This window comes from Aeromonas jandaei, from assembly GCF_037890695.1.
GTDB classification, from domain to species: Bacteria; Pseudomonadota; Gammaproteobacteria; order Enterobacterales; family Aeromonadaceae; genus Aeromonas; species Aeromonas jandaei.
This window is the reverse complement of the sequence record NZ_CP149571.1, coordinates 2,483,842-2,504,517: the sequence shown is the minus strand read 5'-3', so window position 1 is coordinate 2,504,517 and position 20,676 is coordinate 2,483,842. Positions and strand designations below refer to the sequence as shown.

The following is a 20,676-nucleotide window of genomic DNA, read 5'->3' as shown; positions in this document are numbered from 1 at the left end:
CAACCAACCTCATCAGACCAGTGCAAAATAAGGGTGATGAAAGAGCGCCCCTCGACCCCGACAAGGGGATACGGGTATCCTTGGCCTTTCCCCGCGCAACAACCAAACTGGCCTCCTCTTTATGCTGTCAACTCGCCTCAAAGCCACCATTCGTCAAACCTACCGCCAGATTTCGGATGGCTTACCCGGTTTTGTGCCGCGTAAAGAACAGAATTTCCTGGTTGCCGAGATAGCCAAGACGCTGACCGGGGAGTATGACAAACAGCGTCGTATTCTGGTGGCCGAGGCGGGCACCGGTATCGGCAAGTCCCTCTCCTATGCTCAGGGAGCGATCCCTGTCGCAAGATTGACCCAGAAGAAGCTGGTGATCTCCACCGCCACCGTGGCATTGCAGGAGCAGCTGATCCACAAGGATCTCCCCTTCTATCACCGCCACAGCGAGTTGCCATTTCGCTTTATGCTGGTCAAGGGGCGCCAGCGCTACTGCTGCGAACATCTGCTGGAGCAGGCTGCAAGCGGTAGCGAGATGGCCAACTTCGAATTCGACTTCGGCGCCCTGAGCAAACACAAGCCGTCAGAAGCCGACAATAATTGCTATCAGGCGCTATGGCAGGCCTACACCGAAGGCAAGTGGGATGGTGATCGGGACAACTGGCCCAAACCCATTCCCGACCTGTGTTGGGATCGTATCGCCGCCGATCGCCACACCTGCAACAAGGCCCTGACCCATCATCAACACTGCCCCTTCCACCGTGCCCGCAACGACATGGACAGTGCCGATGTGCTGGTGGTCAACCATGCACTGCTGCTATCCGATCTCACCATGGGTGGTGGCATCATCCTGCCGCCACCCGATGAGTGCATCTATGTGCTGGACGAAGCCCACCACCTGCCCACCATCGCCCGGGATCACGGCGCCGCCTCGGCCAGCGTCAAAGGTTCGCGCCGCTGGCTGGAAAAACTGGTGCAAAGTGCTGGCAAGCTGACTCGAACGCTCAATAAAGAGAGCCTCATCGATCCGCAATTGAAGTTGCAGGATGCCCTCGCCTCCATTCAACCCGACCTCAAGGCGGTGGAGCAGTGGCTCGCCAGCAATGACCGGCTGTTTGGCAGCGAGATGCACTACCGTTTTGGCGAAGGGGTATTGCCAGACCCACTGCCGATGCTGGCAGAAAATCTCAAGGAGTCGAGCAAGAAGGCGCTGAGAGCGCTGGACAGAATGCAGGCAGCCATCGGTGAAGCCCTGAAAGATGGCGAGATCCGTCGCAAGGAGGCCGAGCCGCTACTGGCAGAGAGCGGTTTTCATCTGCAGCGCTTGGAGAGCTTCTGCGCCCTGTGGGAGATGTTGGGGCGCCATATTCCCGAGGGGAAGACCCCGCTCGCCCGCTGGATGGCCAAGAGTGACGATGGCGACATCTGGCTGCATGCCTCCCCCATCGAGGTGGGTTATCTGCTGGAAGAGTGGCTCTGGTCCAGATGTCTGGGCGCCGTGCTGGTCTCGGCCACCCTGACCGCCCTCTCCTCCTTTAGCTATTTCCGCCACCAGGTGGGTTTGAAGGAGCACGACGGCACCCGCTATCTGCGCCTGCGCTCCCCCTTTGATTATCAGAAGGCCGAACTCTATCTGCCCAAGATGGCCCATGAGCCCAACTCCCCAGCCTTTACCGACGAGCTGATTAGTGCTCTGCCACGCCTGCTGGCGGGTAAAGAGGCAAGCCTGGTGCTCTTCTCTTCCTACCGGCAGATGAACGAGGTGGCCATTGGTCTCAGGGCAAAGGGGCTCTCTTTGCTGGTACAGGGCGAGGCCTCCCGCAACGCCCTGCTCACCCTGCACAAGCAGAAGTGCGACGGCGGTCAGGCCAGCATCCTGTTCGGTACCGGCAGCTTTTCCGAAGGGCTGGATCTGCCCGGTCACTACCTCACCAACCTGGTCATAACCAAGCTGCCGTTTGCGGTGCCCAACTCGCCGGTGGAAGAGGCCACCGCCGAGTGGGTCGAGAAGCGGGGCGGCAATCCCTTTTTGCAACTGACGGTGCCGGAGGCGTCGCGCAAGCTCATTCAGGCCTGTGGTCGCCTGATCCGCAAGGAGGCCGATCGGGGACGGGTCACTATTCTCGATCGCCGCCTGCTGACCAAACGCTATGGCAAGGGGCTGCTCGATGCCCTGCCCCCGTTCAAACGGCGCATTGAATGACACGCCCGAATCACGCTGCTACTCAATCTTAATGAGAGAAAAGATGATATCTGGGTTGATTTTGACCAACTCAAAGAGCAATTGCCGCAGTGGGCCAAACCTGTAAAAATGAGCCCCTGTTTTCAGCAGGCAATCGTCTGACTGTTCAAGGAGATGAAATGAAACTGACTGTTCTGGTACCGGCACTGGCTGGTCTGTTGTTTGCGGGTAGCGCTCTGGCCAATACCCAGGTCGAAGTAAGTGCCCCTTATGTTGCCCAGCTGATCGACGGCCAACCGATCAACCCCAAACTGCTCGACAAAACCAGCACTTTCCCGCTCAGCGCTGGCAAGCATCAGCTGGTTGTTGCTTTTGAAGGGAACTACTCCAGCCGCAACGACATCAAGCTGGTAACTGCCGAACCGCTGGTGCTCAACTTTACTGCCGCCGACAACCAGAAGCTGGTGCTGGACTTCAAAAAGCCCCGCAATGAAATGGAAGCCAAGCAGTTTGTCAAGGATCAGAAAGTCGCTCTGAAAGACGCCGCCAGCGGTCAGACCGTGGCCAGCGAGCAGTTCGTGATGCCGAAAGTCGAAGGCTTCCAGCTGACTCGTGACTACCAGCAAGAGCTGATCAATATGGGCAAGGCATTCAACCAGCCCAAGACGGTCGCCATCTCCTCTGCTGCTGTTATGGCTGCCGCCAGCGCACCGGTACAGGTAGCGCCGAGCAAGGCCGAGAGCAACCCGGAAGCCCTGACCCAGCTGCAAAACTGGTATAACAAGGCTGATGCGGAGACCCGCAAAGCGTTCCAGATCTGGGTTATCCAGCAGCAGTAACTGGATGATTCATCCCGCATCGCCGGGAGAGACAAGGGGAGCCTGGCTCCCCTTTTTCATATCTGGAGAGGCCCTGCCGTCATGTCACTGCGCATCTTCTATCACCCCCTCTACTCTGCCCTGGCCCTGCCGGAGCGCCATCGCTTCCCGCTGGCCAAGTATCAGGCGCTGTTTGAGCACCTGGGCAGCCTCGGCTATCCACTGGCTGAGGCCGCGCCCGCCAGCCGCACACAGATAGAGAGCGTGCATGATGCGGCTTATGTTGAGGCGGCCCTCGCCGGCACCCTCGATGCGAGCGCCATCCGCCAGCTTGGTTTTCCCTGGTCTCCCTTGCTGATTGAACGCACCCTGCGCTCGGTGGGGGCCACCATTGCCGCCAGCCGCCACGCCCTGGAGCAGGGTTGCGGCCTGCAGATCTCCGGCGGTTATCATCACGCCCACCGGAATGTTGGCAGCGGCTTTTGTCTCTTCAACGATCTGGTGATCGCCGCCCAGACCTGTCTGGACGAAGGGCGCTGCGAGCAGGTACTGATCATCGACCTCGATGTCCATCAAGGGGATGGCAGCGCAGCCCTGTGCCAAGGGCGGCGCGATATTATCACCCTCTCCCTGCACGGGGAGCACAACTTCCCCCGCCACAAGCCCGCCTCCCACATGGATTTCCCTCTGCCAAGCGGCATGCAGGACGATGCCTACCTCACCACGCTGGCAGAGGCGCTCAATCTGGCGCTGCGCCTCTACGCTCCCGACCTCATCCTCTATCAGGCTGGCGTGGACGTGCACCGGGACGACGAGCTTGGCTATCTCGCCTTGAGCGATGAGGGAGTGCGCCAGCGCGATGCCATGGTATTTGACTGCGCCCGGCAGCACGGCTTGCCCATTGCAGCCGTGCCGGGTGGTGGCTACCGGCGCGACTGGCAGCAGTTGATCCCGCTGCATATGCCCCTGTTTGAAGAGGCAAAAAAGCGTTACGGCTAGCCGTTAATCTCTGATAACCGCTGTTGCAGACAACAACAAGGCGGCTCAAGGGCCGCCTCTGCGTTATATCTCACCTCATTTCGCAGTCTTTCTCCCTTATCGGGACGCGAGGATGGCGCCCTGCTGCTCTCGTTCAGGCGTGGGCCACCGGCGTAGGGTGTTTCCCCATGGGGCGCAGCAGCATCAGCAGATAGATAAGCGACACGCTGGCAATCATGATGAAGAGCAAGTTGTCCGAAAGGTGCTGCATCAGGAGCGCAGTATAGGCTGGGCCGAGCAGGCTGCCGATGGTATAGCTCAGCAGCAGTGCCTGATTCATCGCCACCAGCTGATGGTGTTCGACCTTTTCGCAGGCCCAAGCCATGGCCACCGGATAAAGAGTAAAACCGGCAGCGCCCAGGATAAACAGGGCCGGCCCCATCGCCACGCCACCGAGCATGGCTGCGCAACCCAGGATCACCACCAGCACCTGCACCCGCAGTACCGGCAGACGCCCGAAGCGATCCGCCAGACGGCCGACCGGCCACTGCCCCAAGATACCGGCACTCACCATCACCGCCATCCAGTAGCCGATCTCCCCATCGCTCACCCCCTGATGATTGAGGTAGAGCGGCATCAGACCATAGAGCGATCCCAGCACGATGCCGGAGATGATGCAGCCATCGACCCCGAGCCGCGCCTGACGCAGCCGCAGCATCGGCCAGACCCGGGTCGTTCCCTGTGCTTCGCTGTGCTCACTGACGATGCGGGTGAACAACAGCGGCAGAATCGCCGCCAATATCAGTCCGGTCGCCCAGGGCAACACGTCCATCAGGCCGGTCGGCAGCTTGCTGACCAGCAGCTGCCCAAGCACGGTTCCCAGGTAGTAGACCATCATGTAGGCGGCCAGCAGTCGCCCCCGATTTTGCGCGTTGCCGCTGCACATCAGTGCGCTCTCCACCACCACCCAGATCATGGCGCAGCCGATGCCGGCAATGAAGCGCCAGGCGAGCCAGCTCCAGAAACCGAGGGTAATGCCGAGCCCGACACAACCTGTGGCAAAGATAACGGAGGAGAGGTAGTAGCTGCGGTTGAAGCCAAAGCGCTTGATCAGGGTGCCCGCCAGCAGGGTTCCCAGCAGGTTGCCGCTGAAATAGGAGGAGCCGACCATGCCTACCTGCCAGGTCGGCAGATTGTCATGGGCCAGCCAGAGCGGCACCAGAGTATTGAGCACCGCGATGGAGAGGGTCAGCAGCAACAGGCCACAGAGCAGTAACAGCACTGGCCGGGAATATATGGTCATGGGTAGAACCGTGAGGAGAGTCAAAATGCGAGCGCATCATGCCACTGCCAAATCCATTGTCAATCGGCGCTGTAGCCAAGTTGCAAGGTTTTGTTGCACGCAGTGATTACTGCGAGATATGCCCCCATTTAACGCCAGCTGTATCCTTTTGATTAACGAGAGATTTGGCTATAAAACCGGGATATGGCCAGTTGAAAATCCCCCCCTTCGGCCACCTTGGCTCGCTTTTGCGGCCATAAACAGAAAAGGCGGCCCCGTGGGCCGCCTCTTCTTTTATACCGAGCTCAATGCTGGTTAACGCTGACGCTTTTTGGCGTACTTGCGACGGGCCCGCGCCTGGCGCTCCTCTTCCCGCTCCGCCTTCTCTTTGGCCTTCTGCTCGGCCTCGGCATCGGCCTCCACAATTTCGACGCTCACCATCTCCGGGGTCTCCAGCGAGATGCGGCCCAGCATCCCAGAGCGGAATTCGTTGACCAGGATCTCGGACGCCTTGTGCAGATCCGCCAGCCCCCCCTTGCGCATGAAGCCGCGCTGGCGAGCGATCAGATCCAGCAGCTCGATCTCGGTCTCGGGCAGCTCTTCAATCTGATAGCGCGCCTTGATCCGCTCCGGATACGCCTTGAGGAAGTAATCGGCGGCGAACATGGCGATGTCCGCATAGTCATAGACGGTATCCTTGATAGCCGCCGTGATGGCCAGCCGATAACCGCAGGAGGGCGGGTTGAGCTTGGGCCACAAAAAGCCCGGGGTATCGGTCAGGATGACGTGGTTGTCGAGCTTGATCCGCTGCTGGGACTTGGTCACTCCCGCCTCGTTGCCGGTGCGGGCGATGATGCGACCGGCCAGGGTGTTGATCAGGGTAGATTTGCCCACGTTGGGAATACCCATGATCATGGCGCGCACGCCGCGCAGCTCCAGATTGCGCTCCGGCAGCATCTCGTGGCAGAGGGTCAGCAGTTGCTTGATCTTCTCGGGCTCCTGCTGGGTCAGGGGCAACGCCTTGATCCCCTTCTCCTTTTCCATGTGGGCCACCCACAGCTCGGTGATCTCGGGGTCGGCAAGATCCGCCTTGTTGAGCACCTTGATCACCGGAGTATCGCCACGCAGCTCGGGCACCAGCGGGTTTTCGCTGGAGAAGGGGATGCGGGCGTCGAGCATTTCGATGATGACATCGACCTGGGGCATGACCTCGGCAATCTCTTTGCGGGCCTTGTGCATGTGACCGGGGAACCAGTTGATGGACATATCCGTTACTCTCATCTAGGGACTGCGGGCGCGGGCTTGCAATGAAGCGAGCGGCGAGCGGTGGTGGACGCTGGGCGTCGCAAGGGGGCGCATTTTACCTGCACCCGCCCCGATTTGACAGGCCATTCTAGCCCGCGGGTCCTAAACCGGCCAGATTTCCTCCCGTTTGTCAGCCTTGGCAGGCTGCGCTGCAGAGTCCGATTATTGATAGATAAGTGATTGATACAACATCACATTCAGATATCACTTTCACCGGATTGTCATTCACTCTCACTAAAAGTGTCATCTGCGACCTCTAGGCTGCGCTCAGGTTTTACAAGGAGCGAACCTCGATGAAAAAAATGGCAGGTGTTGCAGTGATGATGGGGGCCGCACTGGTCGCCGGCTGCAACTCAGAGAACAACTCGCAGGAGAACAAACCCGGCTCTGGCGCCCGGAACGTGATCTTCTTCCTCGGCGACGGCATGGGGCTCAACACCCTGACCGCCGCCCGCATCTACGGTGTCGGTGAAGAGGGCAGTCTCACCATCGATACCCTGCCGGAGACGGCCTTCATCAAGACCTTCTCCCACGACTCTCAGGTAACCGACTCGGCCCCCTCCATGTCCGCCTACATGACCGGGGTCAAGAGCAACAACGGCGTCATCAGCATGGACAGCGACGCCACTCAGGAGAGCAACTGCAGCAAGAGCGCCGGCAAGCCGGCCACCACCTTGCTGGAGCTGGCCAAGGCCGCCGGCCGCGGTACCGGCGTGGTCACCACCACCCGGGTGACTCACGCCACCCCCGCGGCCACTTATGCCCACCTCTGCAACCGGGATCTGGAAGCCGACATCGCCGCCCAGCTGGTGCCCGGTGGCGCCGGTTACAACAGCGCCCTCAAAGAGGGGGTGGACGTGGTGCTCGGCGGCGGCAGCAGCTTCTTCCTGCCCAAGGCCGACAAAGGCAAACGCGAGGATGGTCGCAACCTCATCTCCGAGATGAAGGCCAAAGGCTACCAGTTTGCCGGCAATCTGGACGAGCTGAACAAGGCCGAGGCGGGCAAGCCGCTGCTGGGGCTGTTTGGTGCAAGCCACATGAAATATGACCTGGATCGCCCCGCCAGCGAGCCCTCCCTGGCCCAGATGACCCTAGCCGCCATCAAGCAGCTCAAAGAGAAGAAGCAGGGTTACTTCCTGATGGTGGAAGGGGGTCGCATCGACCACGCCCTGCACGACACCAACGCCAAGCGTGCCCTGCAGGACACCCTCGCCTTCGACAACGCCATCAAGGCGACCCTCGACGAGGTGACGAAAACCGATCCCGAGTTGAAAAACACCCTGATCGTGGTCACCGCCGACCATGACCATACCCTGGTGCTCAACGGCTACGCCAAGCGTACCGGCAAGACCACCGACGACAACCCCGGCGTGCTCGGGCTGGTGAAGAACTACGAAACCGGCGAGCCGAGCAAAGATGCCGACGGCATGCCCTACACCATCATCGGCTTTGGCAACGGCTACAACCGGGTGGACGGGCCGCGCAGCAGCGTGGCACCGCTGGATGACGCCACCGTCTCCGCCAACGACTATCACCAGGAGGTAGTGGTCAAGGTGGGTGAAATCGGCAACGAGACCCACGGCGGCACCGACGTCTTCCTCGGCGCCATCGGCCGGGGAGCGGATAGCTTCCACGGCTCACTCGACAACACCGCCGTGTTCGGCAAGGTCAAGGCTGCGGCCGGGCTGTAAGGAGCATTCCCATGAAAAGAGCCATCAACCAATCCATGAAGCTGAATCTGCATAAAACCTTGGTCAGCACGGCCCTGCTGGCCGCCCTCTGTGGCGCGACCCAGGCACAGGCCGCCGATGCCAAAAACGTCATCCTCTTTATCGGCGACGGCATGGGCCCCACCGTGCTCACCGCTACCCGTCTCTACAAGGTGGGGGAAGAGGGCAATCTGGAGATGATGAAGCTGGCCCGCAGCGCCCGCATCAAGACCTTCTCCAACGATGCCCAGACCACCGACTCGGCCCCCTCCATGGCGGCGTATACAACCGGGGTCAAGATGAACAACGAGGTGATCGCCATGAGCAGCGACACCAAGGCCGTCGCCCCCGGCAAGGACGCCAACGGCAACAAGGGCATCAACAACTGCGCCAGCGACAACGGCAAGCCGGTGCCCACCATTCTCGAGCTGGCCAAGGCAGCGGGCAAGTCGGTGGGGGCCGTCACCACCACCGAGCTGACCCATGCCACCCCGGCTGCCACCTACTCCCACATCTGCCATCGGGATGCCGCCTACGCCATCGCCGCACAGGCGGTACCGGGCGGCGCCGGCTTCAACCAGGCTCTGGGGAGCGGGGTCGACGTGCTGATGGGGGGCGGCGCCAACCACTGGACGCCCTACAACAGCACCAGCAACAAGGGGGGCCGCGCCGACGGGCGGGATCTTACCGCCGAGCTGACCGCGCAGGGCTATCGCTACGTCACCACTCGCACTGACCTTGCCAAGGTCGATAGCGGCAAGCTCATCGGCCTGTTCAGCGCCAAATCCCACCTCGACTACGAGCTGGACCGCGTCGCCAAGGGGGCGGCCAATACCCAGCCGTCGCTCTCCGAGATGACCGCCAAGGCGATCGATCTGCTGAGCCAGAACAGTCAGGGTTACTTTCTGATGGTGGAAGGGGGCCGTATCGATCACGCCCTGCACGGCACCAATGCCAAGCGCTCGCTCACCGACGCGGTGGCGCTGGACGACGCGGTCAAGACGGCCCTCGGCAAAGTGGATTTGAAAGATACCCTGATCGTGGTCACCGCCGACCATGACCACACCATGACCATCAACGGTTACTCCGCCAAGGGCAACAAGGTGCTGGATCTGGTGAAAAATGGCGACGGCTCGACCCAGAACGACGTGGATGGCAAGCCGTTCACCACCCTGGTGTTCGGCAACGGCCCCAACCGTCCCGACGTGCGCCCCACCCTCACCAGCGATCAGGTGATGGCGGACGACTACCTGCAAGAGACCGGGGTCAAGCTCGGCTCCGAAACCCACGGCGGCGGCGATGTAATGCTTTTTGCTGACGGCGCCGGCAGCAGCCGCTTCAAGGGGACGCTGGACAACACCCGGGTGTTCGGCAAGCTGAAGGAGGCGCTCGGCCTGTAGACGACAGGGCCTGGCATCGCGCCGGGCCCTGCTCGTTCGAGCGATCACTCATGATGCGATATTTACTTCCGCTGTGGCTGCTCGCCAGCAGCCTCTCTTTTCCCCTCCTTGCCGATGAAGCACCCGATCTGGCCGCCCGCATCCACTATCAGGACAGGGTGACCAGCAGCGACGGCATCAGCAAGGAGAGCCAGTGGCAGGAGAAGTGGCTGCGGGTTGGCGATCAGGTGTGGAGCCAGCGGCTCATCCCGCTGCCCCTTGCCCGCGCTTACCACGCCGCTCACGATGCCACCCCGGGCCACAAGCACTTTACCCACCAGATGGCGGCGCGCTGGGTAACCCGCGACCAGCAGGGGATGCTGCAACTGCGCTACGCCGACAGCTGGCACAACCAGCTGGTGGAGGTACCGGAGGAGGAGTACGGTCAGGTGGCTTTCAAACCCGACTGGCCGCGGATCCGCCACCTCATCAACCCGGCCCTGTTGCAGGAGATGACCCCCCTCGATGAAAGCGCCCCCGAACAGGCGCGCTGGTATGAAAGACGCGAGGGCAACCAGCGTACCCGCATCCTCTGGTCGAGTCGCTGGCAGCTGCCGCTGGTGGTGGAGTCGGCGAGCCTCGATGGCTATCGCAGCTACCGGATGGAGGTTGCCCTAAAAACGCTGCCCAAGAATTTGCCCTGGCAGCAGCTGGAGGGGTATCAGACGCTCGATCTGCGGGACTTTTTCGATTGATATGAGGCTCCATAGCGGGCTGACTTGTCTCTGCGGGATGTTACACTCTGTGTACTCATCCCGGATCTGGTCTGCCATGCGTCTCCCCTTGCTCCTGCTGCTCTGCACCTCGCTCCTGCCAGCCTTTCACGCCCGGGCCATGGTGGTGGTCGCGGCTGAAATTCCCCCTTACGTGATCCGCTCTCACCAGGGCGCCCCGAGCGGCATGGCCATAGAGGTGCTGGAGGAGGCGGCCCGTCGCCTCAAGGAGCCGCTGACCATCGAGCTGATGCCGCTGGCTCGCGCCCTCAGCCAGACCCAGCACCGGCAGGATGTGCTGCTGGTGCCGCCGGTGAGAAGCCCCCAGCGCGAGCCACTGTTTCTCTGGATCGCCCCCTTGCTGGACGAGGCCTTCGTGCTGGTGACTCATCGCCAGCACCATCCCCAACCGCTGACAACCGGCGATCTGCCCGGCCTCACCATCGGCGTGATGCGCAGCTCCTATGGCCAGAGCCTGCTGCTCCCGTTCAAACGGATCAAACAGGAAGAGGTGGCCGAAGAGGTCAACAACGCCAGCAAGCTGGCGCGGGGCCGCATTCAGGGCTGGGCGGTGGCCTGGAACTGCGCCCGCTACAACCAGTTGCAGGCAGGCTTGCCGCTGGCGGATCTGGTTCGCGGTGAAACGCTGAAACAGGCTGCGCTCTACCTGGCGGCCAGTCTCCATTTTCCAGCCAAAGAGGCAACACGCTGGCGCGACACCATCGCCGCCATGCGCGATGACGGCAGCCTGGCCCGCATCATCAAGCAGTACGATTACCAGGCACCCTGACAACCTTGTCAGGATAATTGCCAAAGCCGTTCAGAATGGTTATGGTAGCCCCATGAAAAGATTCACTATTTCCTCTCACAAGCTCACACCCTGCTGAGCCCCCGCCTCGCTCCTTCGGCCGCGAGTCGCTTGGGGGCATGGCACTTTCTCGATCTCTCGACACCCTTGTGATGGCCAGCCTGCGTGAGTGGGCCTGGCCCTGTAAGCTATTGATAAGGATTATCTTATGAAACAACCGCATCTCGTTATCTCCAGCCTTGATCTGGATCGGATTGAACAACTGCTCGGCAACCATCCCCAGCACCTTGCCCTGCAAGAGGAGCTGGATCGCGCCGAAATCCGCGAGCCGGCCGATATGCCGCCCGATGTCGTCACCATGAACAGCAAGGTACGCTTCAAGATGCAGAGCAGCGGCAACGAGTTCTGCCTCACCTTGGTCTACCCGCGCGATGCCAAGGGTGACGAGACCAACATCTCGGTACTGGCACCGGTGGGCAGTGCCCTGCTCGGTCTGAAAGTGGGGGACAGCATCGCCTGGCCGGGCCCGGCCGGTCGCACCATCGAGGTGGAGATCCTTGAAGTGGTCTATCAGCCGGAGCGTGCCGGCGAGCTGCACCGCTGATCACGGTTGCGGGCAGGCCAACCCGGAAGGCCAGCCCGCACAGCCTGATCCCGATCAAGCTTCCCCTGCTTATCGGGTCGATTTTCCCCCTATTCCCCCCCGCCCCTTGAGCCTGACTCGGGGGGCAGGTATCTTGTTGGCCGCGTCATGGTCATGACGCACCGAATTTCAGGCTGACATCATGATAAACATTGCCCTTATCGACGATCACCAGATCGTCCGTTCCGGTTTTGCCCAACTGCTCAATCTGGAGCCCGACCTGCAGGTGGTCGCCGAATTTGGCTCCGCCAGCGAGGCGCTGGCCGGCCTGCCCGGCAGTGGCGCCCGGGTCTGCGTCTGCGACATCTCGATGCCCGACCAGTCGGGGCTGGATCTGCTCAAGCAGCTCCCCTCCGGTCTGGCGGTGGTAATGCTCTCGGTACACGACAGCCCCGCCCTCATCGAGCAGGCGTTGCAGACCGGTGCCAAGGGATTTCTCTCCAAGCGCTGCAGCCCGGACGAGCTGATCGCCGCGGTGCGCACCGCCGCGCTCGGCGGCTGCTACCTCACCCCCGACATCGCCCAGAAGCTCGCCAGCAGCAGCCGGGATCCCCTCACCAATCGGGAGCGGGAGATTGCCCAGCTACTGGCGCAGGGGCTGGAGGTGAAGAGCATCGCCGAGCAGCTTGGCCTCTCCCCCAAGACGGTGCATGTCCACCGCGCCAACCTGATGGACAAGCTCAAGGTCAGCAACAACGTCGAGCTGGCCCACCGCATGCTGGATAGCTGGTGATCCACCGTCTTGCCAGCTATGTCGCCATCACGCTGGCGGCCTGCTTCATCTTTGCCGCCGGCTGGTTTTGCCTGTGGAGCATCAGCCTGCATCTGGCGGGTGGCCCGGCACTGGCGGTACTGCTGTTCCCCTTCGGCCTGCGCCTCGGCCTGCTGCTGCAAAGTCCCGGCCGCTACTGGCTGCCGCTACTGCTCTGCGAAGGGGGGCTGCTCTACTGGATCAATCTGGAGGTCGGGCTGCCCCACTGGCAGTGGTTGCTGATCGGCAGTCTGCTCACCCTGCTGCCGCTGCTGATTGCCCGCCGCCAGCCAGTGCGCAACGACTGGCAGCAACTACTGTTGCTGCTCGCCACCGTCTCGGTGGCAGCCCTGCTGCAATCCCTGCTCTGGCATCTGGCGGGAGAAGATGGCCTCTCGGCCCTGCTGCTCACCCTCACCGGCGGGCTCACCCTCACCTCCACCTGCATGCTGATCTGGCACTACCTAACCCGCGCCACCTGGGTGCCGCTCGGCCCTGCACTGGTGGATCAGCCGGTAGACTGGCGCTTTCGCCATCTGGTCTGGTATCTGCTGTTATTCGTGCTGAGCCTCTGGCTGCAGCTGGGGCTGCCCAACTCGCTGGTGCGCTTCACGCCGTTTTGTCTGGCCATCCCCATCATCGCCATGGCGTGGCGCTATGGCTGGCAGGGGGCGCTACTCGCCACCCTGATGAACACCATCGCCCTGCTGGCGAGTCAGGCCTGGCACGACCACCCCCTCGATCTGCTGCTCTCCCTGCTGGCCCAGAGTCTCACCGGCCTGCTGCTGGGCGCCGGGATCCAGCGCCAGCGCGAGCTCAATCAGGCGCTGACCCGCCAGCTTGCCCACAATCGCCAACTCACCGAGCGGCTGCTGGAGACCGAGGAGAGCATCCGCAAAGAGGTGGCGCGCGAGCTGCACGACGACATCGGCCAGACCATCACCGCCATTCGTACCCAAGCCGGTATTGTTCGCCGCCTCGCCCCCGACAATGCGGGGGTGGGCCAGAGCAGCGCCCTGATCGATACCCTCTCCCTTGGCATCTACGACGCGGTGCGCGGTCTGCTCGGTCGCCTGCGCCCGCGCCAGCTCGACGACATGACCCTGGAGCAGGCGGTGCGGGCACTGCTCAGAGAGCTGGAGCTGGAGCGCCACGGCATCGTCACCCGGCTCGAGTGGCAATTGGCGGACAGCGATCTCTCCGATGCCCAGCGGGTCACCCTGTTTCGGGTCTGTCAGGAGGGGCTCAACAACGTGGTCAAACATGCCAACGCCCACTCGGTGACAATCCGGGCGCGGCACGCTGAAGAACAGCTGCAACTGGTGCTGGAGGATGATGGTCGCGGCCTGCCGCAAAGCCGCGCGGCGCAGGGCTATGGTCTGCTCGGTATTCGCGAGCGGGTGCAGGCGCTGGGAGGCACCTTGCAGCTCTCCTGCGTCCACGGCACCCAGTTGACGGTCAACCTCCCCTGCCGCAAGCGGGAGGAGAGCCATGAGTAACCTCGCCCTTCATCAGGGAGGAGCCCCATGCTGAGTTTTATGAGAAGCGCACCGGCGCAACCGCCGATCCGCGAGCAGGCCGAGATCGACGCCACCTATCGCCACTGGCGGCTGCATCTGCTGCTCACCATGTATCTGGGCTATGCGGTCTTCTACTTCACCCGCAAGAGTTTCAACTTCGCCATGCCGGACATGCTGGCGAGCGGCATGCTGGACAAGTCAGACATCGGCATGCTCTGGACCCTGTTCTACATCACCTACGGCTGCTCCAAGTTCTTCTCCGGCATCATCAGCGACCGCGCCAATCCGCGCTACTTCATGGGGATCGGGCTGATGGCCACCGGCGTCATCAATATCCTGTTTGGCCTCTCGTCCGCACTCTGGATGTTTGCCGCCCTCTGGGTGGCCAACGCCTTCTTTCAGGGCTGGGGTTGGCCACCCTGCTCCAAGTTGCTCACCAGCTGGTATTCGCGCAGTGAGCGGGGGGTCTGGTGGTCGGCCTGGAACACAGCCCACAACGCCGGCGGGGCGCTCATCCCCCTTATCGTCAGCACCCTGGCCCTGCAACATGGCTGGCGCTACGGCATGATAGTGCCCGGCCTTATCGCCATTGCGGCCGGTCTGCTGCTCTGCTGGCGGCTGCGGGATACCCCGGCCGCCATGGGACTGCCAACCGTGGGCGAGTGGCGCAAGGATGCGATGGAGCTGGCCCAACAGACTCAGGATGCCGGGCTCTCCCATCGCCAGATCCTGCGCAAATATGTGCTCGGCAACCCCTATATCTGGCTGCTGGCCTGCTGTTACGTGCTGGTCTATGTGGTGCGCACCGCCATCAATGACTGGGGCAACCTCTACATGACCGAGCAGCGCGGCTTCAATCTGATGAGCGCCAACTCGGCCATCTCCATGTTCGAGGTGGGGGGCTTTATCGGCGCCCTGGTGGCGGGCTGGGGATCGGACAAGCTGTTCAACGGCAACCGTGGCCCGATGAACCTCATCTTTGCGGTAGGGATCCTGCTGGCGGTGGGATCGCTCTGGCTGATGCCCTTCTTTAGCTATGTGATGCAGGCGGCCTGCTTCTTCACCATCGGCTTTTTCGTGTTCGGCCCCCAGATGCTGATCGGCATGGCGGCAGCGGAGTGCTCCCACAAAAACTCGGCGGGAGCGGCCACCGGCTTTGTCGGCCTGTTTGCCTATATGGGGGCGGCGCTGTCAGGCTATCCGCTGGCCAAGGTGATGGAGATCTGGCACTGGAACGGCTTCTTCGTGGTGATCTCGGTGGCGGCGGGCGTCTCGGCCCTGCTGCTGCTCCCCTTCCTCAAGGCGCAGGCACCGCGCCCCCAACCTGCCGACACTATGTGATACCGGACTGGGCGGGAGTTACGCCTCCCGACCAGCCTGACAGACCCGGTTCTTGCCCTGCCGCTTGGCGCAATAGAGCGCATGGTCGGCCTGAGTGAACAGAGGATCAAAATGCCACTCCCCGTGCCAGTGGGAGAGCCCCATGCTGACCGTGATGGAGAGGCCGCCCATGTTGCGGTTCGCGACCGCCGCCAGTAATCCTTCGCAGCGCTGCAGCGCCAGCACACCGGGCTGCGAGAAGAGCAGCACAAACTCCTCGCCACCGAAACGGCTGCACATCAGATCGGGCTGGCTACCCAGATAGGCGCCGAGCTCGGCCAGTACCCGATCACCCACCTCGTGGCCATACTGGTCATTGATCTGCTTGAAATCATCGATGTCGAGTACGGCCAGCGCGCCGCCGTCACCCAACTTTTGCTGCTTCAGCTGCTCCATAAAGCCGCGCCGGTTGAGCAGGCCGGTGAGAGGATCGTGGCTCGCCTGCTGGCGCAGCGCCAGCGCCCGGTATTGAGTACAGAGCAGCAACACCCCGAAGGTGGAGAGATAGCTCCCCATCAGCATGGAGAGGAAGGGCAACACATTGACCCCGCTCTTATCCATCAGCATCTGTACGTTGTCCTGCCACAGGAACCAGAGCCGCATCAGGTTGAAGCCGTAGAGCAGGATATTGACCACGGTAAAGACCATCACCGCCGGCAAATAGTCGGGATAGCCGTGACGCCAGACCAGATAGACGATCACCGCCCCCAGCACCATGTAGCTCAGGCAGGCCAGCATCACCCGGGACTCCATCCCCCCCTTCACGATGCACCAGCTCAGGATCACCAGATAGACCAGCATGAAGAGCACACCGACACGCCAGTTCGGAGGCTGGCCGAAAAAGCGCTGCAGCGCCAGCGGCATCAGCGCGATGCAGAGCGTGATCAGGGTGTTGGCCAGCCAGATACCGGATGGGCTGGGGAAAAATGCCTGCAACGAGAAGAGCGTCTGGGCCACCAGCGCACAGAGTGCAGACCACCACCAGTAACCGATACCGGGGATCTCCCTGTGGGTAGACCAGATGATGGAGAGGGTGATAAAGCCAAGACTGTAGCCACCCAACGCCATCAGCATCAGGGTAAAAACGTCCAGTTTCAGCAGCAGTGAGAGCGCCATACAAGAACCAGTTTCAGAAGGTAACTGAGTATATGAGAAGCGTTTGCCAAGACCCAGAGGGGACTGACTGTTTTCACAATAAAAACATATTGTTTACTCTCTCTGTGGCCTGCTTTCCCTGTCGGGATCGCACCACCGCAGGTACAGAAAAAGTCAGAGTACAAAACAAGTCACAAGCGAACCCCATCATATGTAACAAAAGGTATTGAACACAATTTGGGCTTGAACCGGCCACGTTAGATAGATATGTTGTTTTCGTGTGATTTTATGAGTGAAGCGGTGAGCAAAAAGCGCCTCTAACCTATTGAGTATTCTGACACAATTGGTTTTTGGTACATTTTTTGCTCAATTTCGATTCATAGCATCCCATATGGGGCTTTCCCCCGACCCAAGACATTCATCCTGTCTTGCCTGTTGCCGGATGCAGCAGTCTCTTGTGCCACGGAGTCGCACGGGATCAGGTTCAAGGCCGAACACAACATCGACAGAGACGTCACCCATGATCAAAAAACTGATTCTTTCTACCCTGCTCTTCTGCGGGCTGGCGACCGCCGCCCCCGCCACCGCCACTACCCCCACCTCAACCCTGGATGCCGTGCTGGAGCGCGGTGTGCTGCGGGTTGGCTTCGACGCCGGCTATCAACCTTTCGAGATGACCAACAAACAGGGCCAGTACATCGGCTTTGACGTCGATCTCGCCAAGATGGTCGCCAAGGAGATGGGCGTGAAGGTCGAGTTCGTCAACACCGCGTGGGACGGCATCATTCCCGCGCTCCTGACCAACAAGTTCGACGTCATCATGGGCGGCATGACCGTCACTCCGCAGCGCAACCTGCGGGTCAACTTTGCCGATCCCTACATCGTGGTCGGCCAAACCATAGTGGTGCGCAAGGACAAGGCAGCCGAGATCAAATCCTTCACCGACCTCAACGACCCGAAATATAAGATTGCGGTCAAGCTCGGCACCACCGGCGAGCAGGCAGTCAAGCGCCTCATCCCGAAAGCCACCCTGCTGCAGTTTGAAACCCAGGATGACGCCAAGCTGGAAGTGATCAACGGCAAGGTCGATGCCTTCGTCTACGACCTGCCCTACAACGCCATCTTCGCCTCCCAGAACAAGGGCGCCGTGGTACACCTCGACAAGCCGTTCACCTTCGAGCCGCTGGCCTGGGCCATCCGCAAAGGGGATCAGGACACCCTCAACTGGTTCAACAACTACCTGCGCCAGATCAAGGGCGACGGCAGCTACGACCGCCTCTACAAGAAGTGGTTCGAATCCAACGCCTGGCTGAGTCAGCTCAAATAACCTCAAAAGGGGGCGCCTTGCCGCCCCCTCTCGCAACACCCCACACAATAACGAGAAGAGGTTGTGACTGTGCACACACCCAAACCGACAAGACAGATGGAAAAACAGCCCAACCCGCTGCTCTGGCACGGCGTCTTTTTGCTGATGCTGCTGGTGGCCGTGTTCGGCATCTACAAGGCGGTGCAATCCGTTGACTACACCTGGCGCTGGGAACGTATTCCCCAGTACATCGCCTATCAGGCCGAACAGAAGAATTACGCCGAGTTTGACGGCACCGTGGTGGCCGGCACCACTGCCGCAGAGAAAGGCAAACTGTTCCTGCAAAACGATCTCGACCCCAACCAGCGCCAGCCCATCGCGACCAGCGGTGTGCAGGTCAGCGAAGGGGATACCGTCTTTCGTGGCGATGCCCTCGATATCCAGCTGAGCTGGACTGCCGGCCCCATCGCCTGGGGCGTCTGGATGACCATCAAGCTCTCGCTGGTGGCGGGCATCTTCGCCATTTTGCTCGGCACCCTGGCCGGACTGGCCCGACTCTCCCCCAACCCGGCCCTGCGCAATCTGGCCGTCACCTATGTGGAGCTCATTCGCGGCACTCCGCTGCTGGTGCAGATCTTTATCGTCTACTTCTTTATCGGCACCGTACTGAACCTCGATCGCTTCACTGCCGGGGTCGCGGCACTGGCCGTCTTTACCGGCGCCTATGTGGCGGAGATCGTCCGCGCCGGCATCAGCTCCATCCACAAGGGACAGATGGAGGCAGGCCGCAGTCTGGGCCTCACCTCGGCCCAGACCATGCGCTACGTCATCCTGCCGCAGGCGTTCAAGCGGGTGCTGCCGCCACTGGCGGGTCAGTTCATCAACCTGATCAAGGACTCCTCGCTGGTGTCGGTCATCTCCATCACCGACCTGACCAAGGCGGGGCGCGAGGTGGTCAGCTCCACTTTCAGCCCATTCGAGGTGTGGTTCACCGTGGCGCTGCTCTATCTGGTGCTGACCGGTACTCTCTCCTTTCTGGTGCGCCGTCTCGAGGTGAAATATGCGAAAAGCAACTGATCCCATCATCAAGGCGACCGGTGTAGAAAAGTTCTACGGCAGCGAAGTTCATGCCCTGAAAAACGTCAGCACCGAGGTCGCCGAAGGGGAAGTGGTCGTGATCGTCGGCCCCAGCGGCTCCGGCAAGTCCACCTTTCTGCGCACCCTCAACCAGCTGGAGACCATCAACGATGGCGATATCGTGGTGGACGGCATCTGCCTGACCCAGCCGGGCGATGTCAACAAGCTGCGGGAAGAGGTGGGCATGGTGTTCCAGTCCTTCAACCTCTTTCCCCACCTGACGGTACTGGAGAATATCTGCCTCGCCCCGCAAAAAGTGCGGGGACTGTCGCGCAAGGAGGCCGAAGATCGAGCCAAGGTCCTGTTGCTGAAAGTGGGGCTCTCGGCCAAGGCGGGCAGCTACCCCTCCCAGCTCTCCGGTGGTCAGCAGCAGCGGGTGGCCATCGCCCGGGCGCTCGCCATGCAGCCGCGCATCATGCTCTTTGACGAGCCCACCAGCGCGCTCGATCCCGAGATGGTGGGGGAAGTGCTGGACGTCATGAAGGGTCTCGCCCGCGAAGGGATGACCATGGTGGTGGTGACCCACGAGATGGGCTTTGCCCGGGAAGTGGCGGATCGGGTGCTCTTTATGGAGAGCGGCGAGCTGCTGGTAGACGAGAAACCGACTGAGTTTTTCGACAATCCCCCCTCCCCGCGCCTGCGCCAGTTCCTGAGCCAGGTGCTGTAAACGCAGACCCACAGCCAGTTAAAATGGTCAGTCAAAAAAGTGAGAGGAACCATGGTTCCTCTCACTTTTTCTTTGCGGATCGGATGACACAACACTACTCACTGCTGAAGCCGCTCCCGCGGTTACCGGCTCAGCGCGGGGACTTTCCCAGATAGCGCTCGACGATGGGCTTGATCCCGTCGCGCTTTTTGAGCTGATAGAGCCCCTTGTCAAACTGCTCGATAAAGCTCTCCTTGTAGGGAAAATCCCCCTTGCGACTATAACCGAGAAAACCCTGCTCTCGACTGAGCACCGGCCCCTGTTTGAGTAGCGAGATATCGGTCACCGCCAGCTGCTCCCCCTTGATCATGGCGAGCAGTTCATAGAGCAGAGAGAGGCGATCGTTGATGGTGCAATCCACCCGCCCCCGCACAATCTTGAGCAGGTTCTCCCGGTTGCTCTTCACCTCCTCCACATCGATTTTCTTCTCCTTCACCGCCTGCCAGAAGGCATCGCCGCCGACCGCAAAACCGGCATTCATGCCAAAGCGCAAACCTTGATAGTCGAGTGGAAACCTTGCCTGTGGGGTATTGGCAGCCACACTGGCGCCGCACACAACCACCAACTCTTCGTCGAGTAGCGGCTGGGAGTAGGGCCAGATATAGGGGCGAGTATCGGGCAGATAGTAGGGAGGGAAAATGGCAAATGCGCTGCCCTGCTCCACCATGCTCAGACCGCGGCGCCATGGCATCGGTTTGAGCACCACCTCATAGTCGGGCATGACGGAAGTCACCTCGCGGATGATATCGGCATAGATCCCCCGCACCTCTTTGCCCTCCTGCCAGGAGTAGGGGGGATAGCTGGCATCCGCCACTATCTCCACCCGGGTTTTGGCCTGTGCCAGCAGGCAGAATCCCAGCAACAGATAAACACAGATACGCATTAACCAATCCTCTGACGCTCAATCTGCATC

Annotated in this window: 18 protein-coding genes; 14 read left to right on the top strand and 4 right to left on the bottom strand. The window is 61.1% G+C overall.

All coding sequences use genetic code 11. The features are described 5' to 3' along the window. Positions 1 to 121 precede the first annotated feature (121 nt). The 3 genes from dinG (at position 122) to WE862_RS11975 (ending at position 3,990) form a co-directional block, all read left to right on the top strand. The gene (dinG, locus tag WE862_RS11985) at positions 122 to 2,194 is read left to right on the top strand and encodes an ATP-dependent DNA helicase DinG (RefSeq protein WP_042033385.1); all 2,073 of its coding nucleotides are present in this window, start codon (positions 122 to 124) and stop codon (positions 2,192 to 2,194) included. A gap of 158 nt (positions 2,195 to 2,352) precedes the next feature. Beyond that, positions 2,353 to 3,012 carry a DUF2057 domain-containing protein gene (locus WE862_RS11980; RefSeq protein ID WP_041209892.1) on the top strand — a complete coding sequence of 220 codons (660 nt, stop codon included), beginning with the start codon at positions 2,353 to 2,355 and terminating at the stop codon, positions 3,010 to 3,012. A gap of 81 nt (positions 3,013 to 3,093) precedes the next feature. Then, complete coding sequence (locus WE862_RS11975; protein WP_042033384.1) at positions 3,094 to 3,990, top strand: histone deacetylase family protein; 897 nt, start codon at positions 3,094 to 3,096, stop codon at positions 3,988 to 3,990. A 133-nt stretch (positions 3,991 to 4,123) separates the two neighbouring features. On the opposite strand, the gene WE862_RS11970 is transcribed toward WE862_RS11975, so the two are convergent. Both WE862_RS11970 and ylqF read right to left on the bottom strand, forming a co-directional pair. Beyond that, on the bottom strand, positions 4,124 to 5,272 hold the full coding sequence (locus tag WE862_RS11970) for an MFS transporter (protein ID WP_042033382.1): 1,149 nt from the start codon (positions 5,270 to 5,272) through the stop codon (positions 4,124 to 4,126). Positions 5,273 to 5,566: 294 nt separating this feature from the next. Next, entirely contained in the window at positions 5,567 to 6,517 is a 951-nt protein-coding gene (ylqF, locus tag WE862_RS11965; RefSeq protein WP_033114400.1) for a ribosome biogenesis GTPase YlqF, read from the bottom strand. Positions 6,518 to 6,849: 332 nt separating this feature from the next. Here ylqF and WE862_RS11960 point away from each other — a divergent pair, with 332 nt between their 5' ends. From WE862_RS11960 to WE862_RS11925, 8 genes are all read left to right on the top strand, one after another. Next, positions 6,850 to 8,247, top strand: a complete 1,398-nt coding sequence (locus WE862_RS11960) for an alkaline phosphatase (RefSeq protein ID WP_042033380.1) — start codon at positions 6,850 to 6,852, stop codon at positions 8,245 to 8,247. Between the two features lie 11 nt (positions 8,248 to 8,258). After that, on the top strand, positions 8,259 to 9,665 hold the full coding sequence (locus WE862_RS11955) for an alkaline phosphatase (protein ID WP_082035531.1): 1,407 nt from the start codon (positions 8,259 to 8,261) through the stop codon (positions 9,663 to 9,665). Positions 9,666 to 9,715: 50 nt separating this feature from the next. Beyond that, complete coding sequence (locus WE862_RS11950; protein WP_042033378.1) at positions 9,716 to 10,399, top strand: hypothetical protein; 684 nt, start codon at positions 9,716 to 9,718, stop codon at positions 10,397 to 10,399. Between the two features lie 37 nt (positions 10,400 to 10,436). Continuing rightward, complete coding sequence (locus WE862_RS11945) at positions 10,437 to 11,207, top strand: substrate-binding periplasmic protein (RefSeq protein WP_042033377.1); 771 nt, start codon at positions 10,437 to 10,439, stop codon at positions 11,205 to 11,207. A 226-nt stretch (positions 11,208 to 11,433) separates the two neighbouring features. Further along, positions 11,434 to 11,829: a nucleoside diphosphate kinase regulator gene (rnk, locus tag WE862_RS11940; RefSeq protein WP_041209885.1), complete on the top strand. Its 396-nt coding sequence runs from the start codon at positions 11,434 to 11,436 to the stop codon at positions 11,827 to 11,829. Positions 11,830 to 12,010: 181 nt separating this feature from the next. Then, positions 12,011 to 12,601 carry a transcriptional regulator UhpA gene (gene uhpA / locus WE862_RS11935; RefSeq protein ID WP_033114395.1) on the top strand — a complete coding sequence of 197 codons (591 nt, stop codon included), beginning with the start codon at positions 12,011 to 12,013 and terminating at the stop codon, positions 12,599 to 12,601. Beyond that, positions 12,598 to 14,118 carry a signal transduction histidine-protein kinase/phosphatase UhpB gene (uhpB, locus tag WE862_RS11930; protein WP_042033376.1) on the top strand — a complete coding sequence of 507 codons (1,521 nt, stop codon included), beginning with the start codon at positions 12,598 to 12,600 and terminating at the stop codon, positions 14,116 to 14,118. Before uhpA ends, uhpB begins: the two co-directional genes overlap by 4 nt. Before the next feature lie 27 nt (positions 14,119 to 14,145). Further along, positions 14,146 to 15,480 carry an MFS transporter gene (locus tag WE862_RS11925; RefSeq protein ID WP_042033374.1) on the top strand — a complete coding sequence of 445 codons (1,335 nt, stop codon included), beginning with the start codon at positions 14,146 to 14,148 and terminating at the stop codon, positions 15,478 to 15,480. A gap of 18 nt (positions 15,481 to 15,498) precedes the next feature. Here the strand turns inward: WE862_RS11925 and WE862_RS11920 are convergent, their stop codons facing one another. Next, a complete protein-coding gene (locus tag WE862_RS11920) occupies positions 15,499 to 16,635 on the bottom strand; it encodes a GGDEF domain-containing protein (protein ID WP_042033373.1) in 1,137 nt (378 codons plus the stop codon). Between the two features lie 499 nt (positions 16,636 to 17,134). Here WE862_RS11920 and WE862_RS11915 point away from each other — a divergent pair, with 499 nt between their 5' ends. The 3 genes from WE862_RS11915 to WE862_RS11905 all read left to right on the top strand — a co-directional run bounded on the left by WE862_RS11915 (position 17,135) and on the right by WE862_RS11905 (position 19,724). Continuing rightward, positions 17,135 to 17,941, top strand: a complete 807-nt coding sequence (locus WE862_RS11915; RefSeq protein ID WP_042033371.1) for a transporter substrate-binding domain-containing protein — start codon at positions 17,135 to 17,137, stop codon at positions 17,939 to 17,941. Between the two features lie 96 nt (positions 17,942 to 18,037). Then, positions 18,038 to 18,997, top strand: coding sequence for an amino acid ABC transporter permease (locus tag WE862_RS11910; RefSeq protein WP_033114390.1), 960 nt, complete (start codon positions 18,038 to 18,040; stop codon positions 18,995 to 18,997). After that, a complete protein-coding gene (locus WE862_RS11905; protein ID WP_042033368.1) occupies positions 18,981 to 19,724 on the top strand; it encodes an amino acid ABC transporter ATP-binding protein in 744 nt (247 codons plus the stop codon). Before WE862_RS11910 ends, WE862_RS11905 begins: the two co-directional genes overlap by 17 nt. A gap of 130 nt (positions 19,725 to 19,854) precedes the next feature. Here the strand turns inward: WE862_RS11905 and WE862_RS11900 are convergent, their stop codons facing one another. Then, positions 19,855 to 20,646, bottom strand: a complete 792-nt coding sequence (locus tag WE862_RS11900; RefSeq protein WP_042033366.1) for a substrate-binding periplasmic protein — start codon at positions 20,644 to 20,646, stop codon at positions 19,855 to 19,857. Positions 20,647 to 20,676: the final 30 nt, after the last annotated feature.

Coding starts and splice junctions, on each gene's coding strand:
- dinG (WP_042033385.1), top strand. CDS start 122: ATGCTGTCAACTCGCCTCAAAGCCACCATTCGTCAAACCTACCGCCAG.
- WE862_RS11980 (WP_041209892.1), top strand. CDS start 2,353: ATGAAACTGACTGTTCTGGTACCGGCACTGGCTGGTCTGTTGTTTGCG.
- WE862_RS11975 (WP_042033384.1), top strand. CDS start 3,094: ATGTCACTGCGCATCTTCTATCACCCCCTCTACTCTGCCCTGGCCCTG.
- WE862_RS11970 (WP_042033382.1), bottom strand. CDS start 5,272: ATGACCATATATTCCCGGCCAGTGCTGTTACTGCTCTGTGGCCTGTTG.
- ylqF (WP_033114400.1), bottom strand. CDS start 6,517: ATGTCCATCAACTGGTTCCCCGGTCACATGCACAAGGCCCGCAAAGAG.
- WE862_RS11960 (WP_042033380.1), top strand. CDS start 6,850: ATGAAAAAAATGGCAGGTGTTGCAGTGATGATGGGGGCCGCACTGGTC.
- WE862_RS11955 (WP_082035531.1), top strand. CDS start 8,259: ATGAAAAGAGCCATCAACCAATCCATGAAGCTGAATCTGCATAAAACC.
- WE862_RS11950 (WP_042033378.1), top strand. CDS start 9,716: ATGATGCGATATTTACTTCCGCTGTGGCTGCTCGCCAGCAGCCTCTCT.
- WE862_RS11945 (WP_042033377.1), top strand. CDS start 10,437: ATGTTACACTCTGTGTACTCATCCCGGATCTGGTCTGCCATGCGTCTC.
- rnk (WP_041209885.1), top strand. CDS start 11,434: ATGAAACAACCGCATCTCGTTATCTCCAGCCTTGATCTGGATCGGATT.
- uhpA (WP_033114395.1), top strand. CDS start 12,011: ATGATAAACATTGCCCTTATCGACGATCACCAGATCGTCCGTTCCGGT.
- WE862_RS11925 (WP_042033374.1), top strand. CDS start 14,146: ATGCTGAGTTTTATGAGAAGCGCACCGGCGCAACCGCCGATCCGCGAG.
- WE862_RS11920 (WP_042033373.1), bottom strand. CDS start 16,635: ATGGCGCTCTCACTGCTGCTGAAACTGGACGTTTTTACCCTGATGCTG.
- WE862_RS11915 (WP_042033371.1), top strand. CDS start 17,135: ATGATCAAAAAACTGATTCTTTCTACCCTGCTCTTCTGCGGGCTGGCG.
- WE862_RS11910 (WP_033114390.1), top strand. CDS start 18,038: ATGGAAAAACAGCCCAACCCGCTGCTCTGGCACGGCGTCTTTTTGCTG.
- WE862_RS11905 (WP_042033368.1), top strand. CDS start 18,981: ATGCGAAAAGCAACTGATCCCATCATCAAGGCGACCGGTGTAGAAAAG.
- WE862_RS11900 (WP_042033366.1), bottom strand. CDS start 20,646: ATGCGTATCTGTGTTTATCTGTTGCTGGGATTCTGCCTGCTGGCACAG.